Genomic DNA, 14,351 nt, shown 5'->3' with positions numbered 1-14,351 from the left:
TTTTCATCCTTCTGCGGTACGGGAAAAATAAAAAAACGCAGCAACCATCAGGGAATTGATCGCCACAGCGATGATATTCCAAACTACTACCGGCATTGAATCAATCAGAATACCGTAGTAAACCCAGACAATCTGAAACGTACCCATCATGCCGGCCATGGTCGGGTTCATGCCAGCAGCGCTCTTGCGTTTCAGCATCGCATATAAATCCGGGGCGGCAGCAAAGGTGGTGCCGAATCCCGCTATGAATCCGATGATTTCATGACTTTCCATTCATGGATTTCCTCATGTGAGTGACTTTAGAATTGCGCGTAAACATCTATAGCCGCAATTAAGTATAAGATAATTGCTGGGAGATGCTGTCCCAGAAACATAACCTCGTTCGCTATGAATTGTGTTTTTATGATGTTGTGTTGATTTTAATCAATGGCTATAAGTGTGTTTATTGACAAGCTACCCGCGAGGTGCGGCCTGCTAGGAACAATAAATCATTATTCGTGAGGAAAAGTATGGCGATAAAAAATTTCTTGGCAATCGATAAGCTAGTGCTTCCATTGTTTGTTTTTCTGGTTGCACATACTGTGGCGGTTAAAGCCGATGCCGTCACTGATTGGAACAAGCAGGCGGGTGATATCGTCGTGGCAGCAGGAATTGGTCCGTTACCAGCCGAACGCGCTTTGGCAATCGTGCATGCAGCGGTTTATGAAGCGGTCAATGCAATTACTCAACGCTATCCGGTGAGCGATCTGAAGCTCGACCCTGCACCAAATGCATCCGTAGAAGCGGCGATTGCGGCTGCTAACCAGGTTGCGTTAATGCAACTGATTCCCAATCAAAAAGCTGCAATTGATATAGCTTATCAAGCGGCAATCGCTGCCGTCGGTAACGAGGAAGCCAGGAAAGCCGGTATTGCGGTAGGCGAACAAGCGGCGCAGCAGATTTTGACAATGCGCGCGAATGACGGCGCATTCGATCAGGAAACTTACCGGCCGGTTACCAATGCCGGCGTGTATATCCCGACGGTTATTCCGGAAGCGCCGCAATGGGTCACGCGCAAACCTTGGTTGATGACCAGTGCCGCGCAGTTTAGACCGGCGCCGCCACCGCCATTGAATAGCGAACGATGGGTGCGTGATTTTAACGAAGTAAAAGCGCTCGGGCGCTACGATAGCCAGGTACGAACAGCGGAACAAACTGAAATCGCCCGGTTCTGGGAAGAGGTGATGCCGCCGATTTATCACGGTATTGTGCGTTCAGTGGCCACGCAGCCAGGCAGGGAAATTACGCAAAATGCTCGTTTGTTTGCTGCGGTGACGCAAGCATCCGATGATGCGCTCATCGCTGTTTTTGACGCAAAATATCAATATGGTTTCTGGCGCCCATTGACCGCAATCCGCAACGGAGATATCGACGGTAACGATGCTACCGAACGAGATCCATCATGGCGGCCATTCATCAATACACCAATGCATCCGGAGTATCCATGCGCACATTGCATCGTGTCGGCAACCGTCGGCACCGTGTTGCAAGCGGAAATTGGAGATGGCGCTGCACCGATTTTAACCACAGTGAGTAAAGCGGCAGGTGACGTATCCCGGAGCTGGACCAGCGTTCATGCATTTATGCAAGAAGTAATCAATGCACGAATTTATGACGGTGTGCATTACCGAAATTCGGGTGAAGTGGGCGCTGACATGGGCAAGCAGGTCGCTAAGCTTGCAATCGGGAAGTACCGGTTGGATCAAAAATAATTCCGCTAACCGGTAGGCGTGCCGGTGGCAGCTAACATTTTTCATGATAATCAAAATTGTTTTCTTGTGATTTTTCTCACTGACTCGTCTTTGACAGTAGTTTACTCTGACAGAACACTGGTTCCAAGAGAAACTGCAATCTGATTCAATGGGTTGCAGAATGCTTGGCATCATGTTTGTTAACATTGTTAAATAGGAGTCAGCACATGAAAACCTTACTGCAATTATTCTTGATTTCCATTCTAGGATTGTCCTGTGGAATAAGTACCTTATCGGTCGCCGCTACTACTTCAACACAAATCACCGGATCGACTTCAACCACCGATTATTCCGGGAAGAAAGCCGCGGAAAAAAGGACACTCGCGCCATCATCGACATCGAATGAAGCGCTAATCGGTGTAGATATTGCTGAGCGCTCCGATGATCCGTGTTTCTTGCGAGCAAGATACCGTAATATCGCAAATGGGGGTGATGGCGCGAATGTGCGCTTTGCAGAATGCGATGACAATAACAATAATGAAGGCACCGACGATAGCCTCCGCACTTTGGCGATGCCATCGGGCGGATTTGTTACCGGCGTTCGGATTTGTATGAACAGCGAGCAAGACAAAATGAAAGGTATTCAGCTCATTGGGCGTTATGGCGCTTGTTTGCTCGGTGAGGAGAAAGTTTACGTTTCGCCTGCACCTTGCTCACAGGTATTCAAATCATCGGGAATTGAGTACCGGTTGTGCGATACCGATCAACCGAATTATCAAACACTGTCTTGTAATTCCAGCTCCTCGTCTTTATCCGTTCACTATGAACGTACAAATTGCCAGGGCAGCAACAACGGCCCAGACAGTGATTGGGAAGAAGCCGCCTATTGTCCCGATCAAACGGTTGCAACCGGGATGCGCCTGAATCACCGAGAAGGAAACGGTGGCCGCAGAATCATTACCGGCGTTGCTTTGGATTGCCGCAAGGTGGAGCTGTCGGATTAGGAATTTATCAATGAAATAACCCAAGTTTAGGATAAATGAACTACGTTCGCGGTCCTTCAACTGTACGGCGAACGTAGTAGCAGATTGCTATCCACTCCGATATGAATTGCGATCAAGTCGCACTTGTAACTATCCGTAGAGCTTGAATCGATTATTTACTATGGAAGCCGTCATGGATAGCGCCACAAAAAAACATTTGATCATCGCATTTTTTATGAGTTTTTTTACCGTCGGTATTCCTTACTGGCGAATTCCATACAATACCGTCAACTTGCCTGAAGCCTTGCCGGTTTTTGGCTTGATAGTTGTAGGCGGTGTTGCGATGATGTTGCGATTGCAAACAACAGCGACCTTTTGGCAAGTCATTAAAGTGATCACGGCATCGGTACCGGCGGCAGTGTTTGCACGCGTTGTCTGGGACGGTTTCACGGATCCCAGCTCGCACAATTTGTGGCCTTTTGAAATTGCTGTCGTACTACCGGTTGGTTTTGCTTGTGCTTTTACCGGTGCGCTTGCGGGCAGCCTGATTGCAGCTATGATCGAAACACTGGAAAGGCGTAAGTAACGATGAACCGTCTCTAACAAGTGTTGCTTAACCGCTGGTCCGGTGGACGGCAATCCGATCGGGTTCGGATTCTGGGTTGTACTATTGGCGCCAGCGCTAGATACCGCCTTTAATGATATCGTTAAGAATCCAAATGAATAATTTGAAAAAGATATTTAGAACAACGATGAAGATAATTAATTCCAGAACGATTTTCATTGATCAATAGAAAATAAAAGTTTATGAGTCAAAGGTTCAACGACGCTTCATTGAATTATTTGGGCATATTACGAAGCAGAAGGTTCCGGTCAGACGGGGCAATTCAATTTTGTAGGATTCATACCACTGCGTTGTCAATTTATATAGAAACCGTGAATTCATTGCAACGCCCAACTCGGCTAGAAATTCGATTGATCATCGGAAATAAGGCAGAAATCCCTCCTTATTCTGACGATTGAACTAAACCATCCCGTGAATAATCTCAGCTATCGTTTTGATAAACGATCACAATTGTCCTAGTTCTAAAGCAGGAATGATTGACTATGGTAGTAACCGGTGAGCGGGCCTAGAATACATATATCTCTAATTAATATAATTTCTTTCAATAGCATAATCGGTTTGGCGAAACAACTTGTAACGGGAGCATAAAATGGCACGACTACTGGTAATTGTATTATTTTTGATTAGTCCGAACGCATTGGCGTTCTCGATAGAATGGCTGCCCTTGGTAACTACCGAGAAAAACGGTAACCCGTTAAGCATTCAAGGCAATCCGGTTCTGGAATATAAAAACGCCGGAAAAGGCGGTATCGACTGGGTGGTTACCGGCGATGGCCCGACCGGTGGACGCGGAATACGGGAATTGTGGCTGTTTGACGATTCGGCGGCCGGTATCCCGGGAACCAGCCAGGCAACCACAACGTTTTCCGTCATCAGCAATGCGGTTGGCTTTGTGATGGCGGGTGATCATAATGACGGCTTTGCCCAATTCTTTGTCGATGGTGTCGATGTCGGCACTTTTGACATGTATCGCAGTGGCAATAGGTTATTGGCGGTCACTGGATTGGATTTCATGGCGCATACCTTGAAAATCGTTCAGCTTGGAGAACACAATCCCAATTCAACGAAAGGCGATGTTGCGATTTTTGGTGGCGCCGCGTTTAACACGCCGATTGCCGCCATTCCGGAACCGCAAACCTATGCGATGCTGCTGGTTGGTTTAATCCTGCTGGCTTCTATGGTGCGTTACCAAAAGCAACGTAGCTGCTGACCGGCTTCAACACTATCCTGGCAATCCCGTCATCTGGCGGAATTTTCATTTAAACCCGAAACATGACATTGCTTCACCGTATTCCATCTTATTTCCAGCGATAATTGTCTAGTTATCGTTACAGGCCACAGTCTCGGTCGGTTAGCTAATTACCCGCCTTATGATGGCGGGTAATTATTGTTAGCTTGCCGGTGTTTACATTATCCCGGCATTTTCTGTCAGTTCTGACGGGGATTTCGTTGATTGACTCAACGCTTCCAGCGCCAGTTCCAAGACCGGTGTTTGCTTGCTGATTAGACGGACCTGCAGTGAGTCAGAGAATGCATTCAGGGGTGCGCCACCTTGGTAACTGAAGCGAATTGAAACATGATCGCCTTTGGAAACCTTGATTGGTTTTGATAACGGGAAAACGATGTATTGCGTGTGCCAGTCGATGGTGCTGCACGTTGTCACATTGATGGCCAGTAAATTTTTGGTGATCAGCCGCAAAGCATTAAACTGACCATCTTCGGTAATAAGGATTTCTTCTTTGCATTCGCAGGTTTGGCTATAAGGCTCGGCGTAAGCCAGTAATTGAAATACTTCGGGGTTACCCAAGCCTTTGCTTCGTTCCTGTATAAAGTAGGGGTCTTGGAATTGAATCGTTGGCGCGTAAAAACCTGCGAAATTAAAGTTATGTTCTATCGGTTGAATCGCCTGGATACTGGCTTCTGGTACAAAGATGGGTAGCGGGCCGCCAAACTTTTCCCAGTATCGTTTTTTAAAGGAATCGATGACAGGCATCTGCTTTTCACGTAACAGGCCGGTATGCAGCATCTCACAAATTACCACATCGACCGGTTCCGGCGGCAGGTAATGCATGGCGTCGGCCTGGATAATTTCGACTTTGTCGCCATTGTGATTTTGCGCCAGCAGAGTGCGCGCGGCGCTAATCAATTCCGGGTTGCGCTCGACACAATACACTTTTTGCGCTTTTTGCGCGGCAAAAAATGATTGCACGCCGGTGCCGCCACCGAGTTCCAGCACTTTGGCGCCGGGTTTGACCACTAAATCAATCGCATCCTTAAATCCTTGCATGCGCACGGTATCATTTAACATGTTGTGATGATAGTGCAGCGGTATGAATTGACCGAGTTCCAAACTTTCATATTTATTTTTCATAGGGACTCCTGAAGGTTGAATACTGCCGGTTTATAATGAATTGCTTTCAAAGTTGACAGCAATGATCATGCCAGCCGGCGGCAAGCGAATAGTGACGGGACTTGACGCTTCTAAGACGGGTTTTTAGAGACGCATTGCCGGCAAGACCGGCAAATGTTGCCGCATTAAAAGGGAAAAATTGTAATGACAGAACCGACGATTACTTGCCCGGACTGTAAGTGCGAAATCAAACTCAACGAATCGCTGATCCTGATGCAGTGCTAATTCATTCTTTTCAATTCTTTGCAGCATGCCGGTACATAAAAATTACGGACAAACTTGGTGGGGAGAGCAATGGCTCAATTCCTTGTCGCAAATCGACTATGACAATAGGTTACCGCGAGGGCGCAGTTATGCCAATAAAGGTTCGGTAACGAAAATTGAGGCTCAGCTGGGAAATATACAAGCAAAAGTCAAAGGTTCCCGCTCGCAGCCGTATACCGTGAGAATCGAAGTTCCAGCCATGCCAAAGCCACAGGCCGGGGTTTTACTCGATGCGCTGGCAAGCGATCCAGTGGTCATCTCGAAAATGCTCAATCGCGAGCTGGATCCTATTGTTCTGGAGCGCGCCAGATTGCTGAAAATCGATATCTTCCCGGCGCGTTGGTCGGATCTTTCCATGTACTGTTCTTGTCCGGATTGGGCCGTGCCTTGCAAGCACTTGGCTGCAGTGATTTATCTGATCAGCCGGGAAATTGACGGCAACCCTTTTATGGTGTTTTCGTTGAAGGGGGTCGATCTCATCCAGGAACTGAAAGCCCGCCATATTTCGATTGAAAGCGAAGCCAAGGCAGCGCTGCCGGCGGTAGAGGATTTGCTGAATCAATCGCATCAACATGTAATGATGGTACCGGATGCCGCTGATGCTGCGGACTATAGCAGGTTGGATTACTCCACTTTGCCCGATCTTACCACCTCTTTGGTGAACGTATTACCTGCGGAACCTGCTTTCTTTCCACAGGGTGATTTTCGTGCCACCTATGAGAAAGTGATGAAGCGGGTGATCAAGCAGGCACGGTTTGCACTCAGCGCCGTTGTAGAAACCGCTAAGGCGCAATCCGTAATCACCGCTGCGGATAAACCGCACTTAACTCTCGATACTGGCTATCACCCGACCCTTGCCGGATCCGCCGCATCATTGAGCTGGTCTGATTGGATGTCCGATCTGCAATGGATTGCCGAAGCTGATTTGCCGGATCTCCAGCCAGAAGTGGCGGCAATTTTTCATGTGCGTATGGCCAGCTTGCATTTGCTGGCAAAGGGCGCGGTCTTGCCACAGGTATTCAATGCGGATCAATTGGGTGTGGGGTTACGGTGGTTACCGGCGATGCTGGATGAAACGGTGAATACTTTGATTGGCCAGCTGGCAGCGCGTCTGCCATCGGGATTGCTGACTTTCCACGGTGACAAGCAAGTGGTTAACCTTTCGGGAGAAGTCCAAGCCGTAGCGCTATGCAGTTTATTTTTGAGCGAGTTTATACGCCGTTGGAGTGAGGCCGGTGCTGAAAAGCCGCAAGGTAACAAACTGATCGATCTGTTTTTCGGCCACGGCTACGCGCGGTTTGACGACCCCGGAGAAGGCGAAGCGGGCAGCGGGTTGCAATTATGGTTGGCGCGCTTTCATATAGGCCATCAAACCTATGTGCCGGTATTGCAGTTAGAGGAAGAAAGTACCGGATTCAACCTATCACTGGGCGTGTCGGCACGTAATGACCTGCTGCAAGAACCGGTCTCATTTGCGAAACTGTTGACCGATGCGGCATGGCAGGAAAGCCGCTATAGCGTGCTGAAAACGGTGGCATTATTGGCGGAATTCTTCCCGGACTTTAACAGTTATATCAGTGCCGGTGCAGCAACGCCGATAGCGCTGAGTCCTGAAGCACTTCCGGCATTTTTGTTTGATGTGCTGCCGGTGATCCGGTTGCTTGGGATACGCGCGTTGCTGCCCAAAGCGCTGGACCGCGTGCTGCGGCCACGTTTGTCGATGAAATTATCCGGCAAGAATGTCGGGAGTTCCGGTTACCTCAATGCGAATGATATTTTTGGTTTCGACTGGACGGTGGCGGTTGGGCATAACCAGCTCACGCAAAAGGAGTTCGAGGAGTTGGTCAAAACCGCTCACGGGATCATACGTTTCAGAGGCGAATATGTTTATCTGGATCCTGCCGAAATTGAGCGGTTGCGCCTGCAACTGGAAAAACCACCGCACACTACGCAGGCAGAACTGCTGCGTATTGCTTTGACCGGGGAGTATCTGGGCACGCCGGTAACGCTGGATGCGCGAGCGCAAGCCATTATTCGTGAATTCATCGAAGTTAATAATGTGCCACTGCCGGTAGGACTGAATGCAACTTTGCGGCCATACCAGGAACGCGGCTATGCCTGGTTGTACCGCAATATCCGTATTGGATTTGGCAGTGTGATTGCCGACGACATGGGTCTGGGTAAGACACTCCAGGTGATTGTCACTTTGCTGAGACTCAAAGAGGAAGGAAGGCTGGAAGAGGCGAAAGCGCTCGTGATCGTGCCAACCAGCTTGCTGACCAACTGGGTAAAAGAGATTGCACGCTTTGCGCCAACGCTGAAGGTGAGTGTTTTTCATGGTGCGGAGCGTGTGCTGGAAATAGAACGACCTGATCTGTTGCTGACGACCTACGGCGTGGCGCGATCTGACCTGTCCAAGCTCAAGAAATTATCCTGGCATATCGTCGTCGCCGATGAAGCGCAGAACATCAAAAACCCGGCTGCTGATCAAACTAAAGCGGTCAAGGCGATCCCGGCGGCAAGTTTCGTTGCCTTGACCGGAACGCCGGTTGAAAACCGGTTATCCGAATATTGGAGCATCATGGATTTTGCCAATCGCGGTTTTCTGGGGAATCTCACCGGTTTTACCAAGGAGTTTGCAGTACCGATACAAAGCCACCATGATCAGTACGCGGCGAATCGTTTTAAGCGCATCACCAGTCCGTTCTTGCTGCGGCGGCTTAAGTCGGATAAAAGCATTATCAACGATTTGCCCGATAAGATTGAGCAGAATCAATATTGCGAACTGACAGAAAAACAAGCGGCATTGTATGAATCCATCGTGCGTGAAGCGCTGCAGGTGATCAACGGTGAATCCGATACATTGAAACGCCAAGGATTGGTGCTGCAAATGATCATGGCCTTGAAGCAAATCTGTAATCATCCGGCGCAATACCTCAAAAAAGGAGACTCCAGCGCTAACTTATCGGGCAAAGCCGGATTGTTTCTTGATCTGCTTGAACCTTTGCTGGCCGCGCATGAGAAGGTGCTGGTATTTACGCAATTCCGCGAAGCGGGGGAATTGCTGTCGGGTTGGATCAAAGAACGATTCGGACGGGAGCCGCAATTTCTGCACGGCGGTGTTGCACGAAAAATACGCGATGACATGGTGGATCGTTTTCAGAACGACCGCACCGAACGCATATTTTTGTTGTCGCTCAAAGCAGGGGGCACCGGTCTCAATCTGACAGCCGCCGCAAATGTGATCCACTTTGATTTGTGGTGGAATCCGGCGGTTGAAGCGCAAGCGACTGATCGGGCCTACCGTATCGGCCAGCAGCATAACGTACAAGTGCATCGCCTGATTACCCGCGCCACCTTCGAGGAACGCATCAATGACATGATTCAATCCAAACGGAATCTGGCTGATATGACTGTGGGTACCGGGGAAAAATGGATCGGGAATCTGAGCAATAGCGAACTGAAAGATATCTTTAGTTTAAGGTAAACTTTACTTCAATATTTGAAAAGCCTCTGAATGATCGTCATTTCGAGCACAGCGGGAAATTCATAATGTTGATTGTCAAAGTCTTTTCGCCACGTTCTGAATGACAAATGCGGGGTTTTCAAAGCCGCCTTATTAATGCATCGCGCAATCTCATGCTATCAACTGGAGAAACAGTGTTATGACAGAGCCGACGATTACTTGTCCGAATTGCAAAACCGAAATCAAGCTGACTGAATCGCTGGCGGCGCCTTTGATCGAGTCGACCCGCAAGCAATTCGAGCAGCGCCTAGCGCAGAAAGACAGTGAAATTCAACAACGCGAACAAGCAATGCGCGACAAGGAAAAGTTGTTGGCGGAGGAAAAGCGCAAGCTCGACGATCAAGTGGCTCTGCAAGTATCCGAGCTGATGAAAGCGGAGCGCGTGCGGGTAATCGCGGAAGAATCGCGTAAAGCGAAGCAGGCCAGCGCCGCCGAGTTGGAAAACAAGGCGCGGGAACTGGCCGAGTTGCACGAAGTCCTCAAATCCCGTGACGAGAAACTGGCGCAAGCGCAGCAGGCGCAAGCCGAATTGATCAAGAAACAGCGCGAACTCGACGATGCCAAGCGCGAATTGGAACTGACGGTCGCCAAGCGGGTGCAGGACGGATTGACGGAAGCGCGGCAATTGGCCAGAAAGGAAGCCGAAGACGAGCAGAAACTGAAAGTGCTGGAAAAGGAGCAAACCATCGCTGCGATGCAGAAACAGATCGAAGACCTGAAACGCCGCGCCGAGCAAGGTTCGCAGCAACTGCAAGGGGAAGTGCAGGAGCTCGAACTGGAGAACCTGCTGCGACTGAAATTTCCGTTTGATGCCATCGAACCGGTGCCGAAAGGCGAATTCGGCGGCGATGTATTGCATCGCGTAATCGGATCGGGCGGTCAAATTGGCGGTACCTTGTTATGGGAATTCAAACGCACCAAAAACTGGAGCGATGCCTGGCTGGTGAAACTGCGCGACGATCAACGTGCCGCCAAAGCGGAAGTGGCGGTCATTGTCAGCCATACCTTGCCGAAAGGCGTGGAAACCTTTGAATTGATCGAAGGTGTCTGGGTCACTCACCCGCGCGCCGCGTTACCGGTCGCGATGATTCTGCGGCAATCGTTGCTGGAGATTGCACTGGCGCGGCAATCCTCCGAAGGTCAACAAAGCAAAACCGAAATGGTCTACCAATACCTCACCGGGCCGCGCTTCCGTCAGCGCGTCGAAGCAATAGTCGAAGCGTTCTCCACCATGCAGGAAGACCTCGATAAAGAACGCAAAGCGATCATGAAACAATGGGCCAAGCGCGAGGAACAAATTGAGCGTGTAATGAGTGCAACGGTCGGCATGTACGGCGATTTACAAGGCATTGCCGGAAAATCGCTACAGGAAATTGAGGGCTTGGAGTTATCCCTACTGGAAGACAAGAATGAGCAGCCATAAACCGGACTGATCATGGAATCAACTTCAACGCATTCAGCCAAACTTTTGCTTCTGCATCCGACGGTGCGCGCCAACCGCCGCACGGCGATTAGAAACCGCCGAAGCTGACTTTCGGTGTGTTGGGAATACGCGAGCGTTTGAATTGATTGGTTTGGAAAAAACGTGTCAGAGACACCTCCGCTGGACCAATGCGGGTACCGGCATTACAAGCCCGGCTATCAACAGCGAAGAAACCAGCAGTCTTTAATGTGATTGCATAATTTTTCTAATATATATCCCTATTTCCTATCGAAAAACTGATTTGCTTGCTTTCAATCGATTAATAATTAAGAACAAACCCAACCCGGAAGCTCACTGGCTCGACAGGGTGGAAGTGAAAGTCGTTCACGCCCGTGAGGGGTTCTCCCGGCAGGCGTGATGTATAGAAATAGGTGATTGCATCATCCTTGCGGTCGAGCATGTTGAACACTTCGGCCTGGATGCGGAACGACCGGTTAAATTCATATCCCAGCATTGCGGATAACAAAATTGTGCCATCCGAACGCTTGGAGTTGTCTTCATTCATAGCACGTGGCCCAAGATACCGTAGTCTCGGACCACCGTAGAAACCACCGAAAACATCATGGAATGTTGCACCTGAAGCAATTACCGCTTCCACGGCGTTGGGTACATGATTGCCTTCATCCGGTACGAAGTTGCGAAAGCGTGCATGCGAGAAACTGAAATCCACGTCAAACGTCAGCCAATGCACTGGCTGGTAATAGTTGGCGAATTCGATTCCGTAGCGGCGGCTGGGGCGGCTTGCTTCGGTCGTACCTGCATCCCCGACAAAAACCAGTTCCGACTGAAGATCCATCCACCAGACAGATAGTGTGCTTTGCAAGCCGAGAACCCAGGTTGAGCGGATGCCTGTTTCGGCGCTGTAGGTACGGGCAAGAGGATCGGCACGTTCCACAGGGCTGCCGCTGACAGGATCGATGCGGGTGTTGATTCCGCGGGCATCATTGCTGTGAAAGCCAAATCCGCCATTCAGGTAAAGCTCGGTATTCGCCCAAGGACCGAAGACGATACCCAATTTCGGGCTGACCAATCCGTCATAACGTGTGCCATTGTTTTGCTGGAGATTGCTCTGATTGACGGCAAAGCGGAATCCATCGAATCGTACTCCCACACTGGTACGTAGCCAGCTCTGCCACTGTGTTTTATTTTGCAGAAAAGGACTGACACTGGTGACCCAGATGGAGTCTTGACGGGTAATACCGTATACCCGCTGCGCATGGGCTTTTGTCAGGGCATTCTGAATATTATCGTTACGTACTTGTATTCCCAGTGTTGTTTCGGAGTCAAATCGGCCGAATTTATGAAATACCGTGTGGCTGGCCGCTAGGCCGGTTGTCCAACGGTCGTCGGGCTGACCGAACTGATCGCCGCAGGTCTGGAATATGCTCGTGGAAATCCGGTTAGCGGACTGTAAGCCGTTCAACCCCGAGCATCCCAGCGGGTTGGTCGTTTCATTATTATCCAGTAGAAAAGAGAAATTCGAATAAAGGTCTAGTTTGGAGTAAATACCGTAGGCCATGACCGACGTTAAGCTGTTTTCCGAGCGCCGATTCCATTCACCCGCCAGGCTGTAACGATGACTCTTTCCGCCATCGGTGGGATCAACCGCGTCGAACCGGCGGATAGTGTCCGTGCCGATAGCTCGCCTTGGTATTTGATCGGTCGCACGCCAATCCGAATGCGTTCCCATTGCCGTAATACGCCAATCTTGATTACCATTGCTGCCACTGTATCGAATCACACCGTTGAACTTCAGATAATTATTTCCGACGGCCCACGGACCGTCGTTATGTACGATCTCACCGGCATACAACAGATTACCTTTTGATAGCTGGCCCGATCCGGCGATCAGTCCTCGATAATAATCAAAGCTGCCGCCGGTGAAGCGCAACATATTCTGTGGCAAGCGATTGGAATAGCGGATATTGGCCGATCCCGCGCTCGAGAAATCCCCGGTATCGGCAAAATAATTTCCTTTTCTAAATTCGATCGATTCGACCAATTCCGGGATCAGGAAATTGACATCCGTCCAACCTTGGCCGTGAGCATGCGACAGTTGATTGACCGGCACACCTTCGATTTGCGTTAGGAAATCGGTACCATGATCGAGATTGAATCCACGCAGAAAAAATTGATTGGCTTTACCTTCGCCACTGTGTTGAGTCGCAATTAAACCTGGCACCGTTTCCAGAATTTCTCCGGGACGGCTAATTGGTCGGTATCGAAGCTGATCCTGTCCGACTTTACCTTGTGAAGCTGAGTCGGCGATACCGGTTAATTTGTCCGCGCGGCCGTGGACGGGTATTTCATTTAAAACTGCATGCGCCAACTTGCCAGCATGCCCATTTGGCCTAGCGTTATGAAGATGGAACGGCAAATCTTTACCCTGAGCGCTCAGACTGGTGCTGACAAGAAAGGTGATTACCAGCAAAAGCAGCTGCGAAATCAAAATGCCGGCACCCTGCAGCAGTAATGTCGCGAACTCGAAACCGACCGTGTATGAAGAAACTAGCCTAGTCGCTGCGGAAATTTTATGTCCGTGCACATAACCATGAAAAAAAGTGAACAGTAAAATAATAGCCATGTTGACGGAAGTTTCGAAGGGGATTCCGCGCTCCATCAGTATGCTAATGTGAAGCAGGATAGAAAATCGCCGCCTCCACACTCGGAATAGTCAGATTGACACTCTAGCCAGATTGCCAAGTTCCGTGAAACTGGAAAATACAGCCGGTAGCGGCGCAATCACTATGCACGACCTGAGTATTATGGCTTTTGATGAACGAGATAGCACGTTCTGACCGGATGGGCGGAACTGGCATGATGCCGTTGAATAATTGACCGCTCCGGTTCATTCGCAGGATTGAATCATACAGTTTTTTTACCAAATGAAATAAAAGTAGTTTCATTCCTGGATGCTGTCAACTTGCTAAACCCGATGGAGCGAGCATATAAATGGTCCGGATTTGTAACAAATGATCTGTCCGGTTTTATATGGAGTTCGAGGAAGATTCAGATGAGACGGACAGACTGACTACAGGAGAACAGAAAGATGAACATTAAAGAAATGACTTGGTTATGACCGAAGTGGATGAATTTTTCATACCAGCGATCAACGAGCGTCGACGCTGTTGCTTTTTTCCGCCAAAGTAGCGGTGGGTTTTCCCAGTCCAGAGGGTGATCACGTAGAAAAAAGCTCGATATCAGTGGATTTCTGATCGATTATCCGGTGTCGACATGCTTTTGGTCGTGGTGGATCGAATTCCCCATCAAAATTCTTGATCATGGCACAAATTACTGTCAGACTGCGGCAGTAGCTGAAACAATAAGTAT

General features: G+C 49.4%; 9 protein-coding genes. 6 read left to right on the top strand and 3 right to left on the bottom strand.

Features of this window, described 5'->3' with window-relative positions:
- Positions 1-3: 3 nt before the first annotated feature.
- A complete protein-coding gene (locus ACV7NC_RS04960; RefSeq protein ID WP_458154377.1) occupies positions 4-273 on the bottom strand; it encodes a SemiSWEET family sugar transporter in 270 nt (89 codons plus the stop codon).
- Between the two features lie 236 nt (positions 274-509).
- Between ACV7NC_RS04960 and ACV7NC_RS04955 the strand changes: the two genes are divergently transcribed.
- The 4 genes from ACV7NC_RS04955 to ACV7NC_RS04940 all read left to right on the top strand — a co-directional run bounded on the left by ACV7NC_RS04955 (position 510) and on the right by ACV7NC_RS04940 (position 4,548).
- A complete protein-coding gene (locus ACV7NC_RS04955) occupies positions 510-1,751 on the top strand; it encodes a vanadium-dependent haloperoxidase (protein WP_458154376.1) in 1,242 nt (413 codons plus the stop codon).
- 206 nt (positions 1,752-1,957) lie between these two features.
- Positions 1,958-2,734 (top strand): hypothetical protein, encoded by a 777-nt coding sequence (locus tag ACV7NC_RS04950; RefSeq protein ID WP_458154375.1) that lies wholly within the window; start codon positions 1,958-1,960, stop codon positions 2,732-2,734.
- 172 nt (positions 2,735-2,906) lie between these two features.
- The gene (locus ACV7NC_RS04945) at positions 2,907-3,299 is read left to right on the top strand and encodes a hypothetical protein (RefSeq protein WP_458154374.1); all 393 of its coding nucleotides are present in this window, start codon (positions 2,907-2,909) and stop codon (positions 3,297-3,299) included.
- A 628-nt stretch (positions 3,300-3,927) separates the two neighbouring features.
- Positions 3,928-4,548: a PEP-CTERM sorting domain-containing protein gene (locus tag ACV7NC_RS04940; protein WP_458154372.1), complete on the top strand. Its 621-nt coding sequence runs from the start codon at positions 3,928-3,930 to the stop codon at positions 4,546-4,548.
- Between the two features lie 195 nt (positions 4,549-4,743).
- On the opposite strand, the gene ACV7NC_RS04935 is transcribed toward ACV7NC_RS04940, so the two are convergent.
- On the bottom strand, positions 4,744-5,709 hold the full coding sequence (locus ACV7NC_RS04935; protein WP_458154371.1) for a methyltransferase domain-containing protein: 966 nt from the start codon (positions 5,707-5,709) through the stop codon (positions 4,744-4,746).
- A gap of 289 nt (positions 5,710-5,998) precedes the next feature.
- On the opposite strand from ACV7NC_RS04935, the gene ACV7NC_RS04930 reads away from it, so the two are divergent.
- Complete coding sequence (locus tag ACV7NC_RS04930; RefSeq protein WP_458154370.1) at positions 5,999-9,499, top strand: SNF2-related protein; 3,501 nt, start codon at positions 5,999-6,001, stop codon at positions 9,497-9,499.
- Positions 9,500-9,677: 178 nt separating this feature from the next.
- Positions 9,678-10,961, top strand: coding sequence for a DUF2130 domain-containing protein (locus tag ACV7NC_RS04925; RefSeq protein WP_458154369.1), 1,284 nt, complete (start codon positions 9,678-9,680; stop codon positions 10,959-10,961).
- 319 nt (positions 10,962-11,280) lie between these two features.
- On the opposite strand, the gene ACV7NC_RS04920 is transcribed toward ACV7NC_RS04925, so the two are convergent.
- Positions 11,281-13,641, bottom strand: a complete 2,361-nt coding sequence (locus ACV7NC_RS04920; RefSeq protein ID WP_458154368.1) for a TonB-dependent receptor domain-containing protein — start codon at positions 13,639-13,641, stop codon at positions 11,281-11,283.
- Between the last annotated feature and the right edge of the window lie 710 nt (positions 13,642-14,351).

The sequence above is a fragment of the Nitrosomonas limosa genome (assembly GCF_054188085.1).
This window is presented reverse-complemented; position numbering and strand designations above follow the sequence as displayed.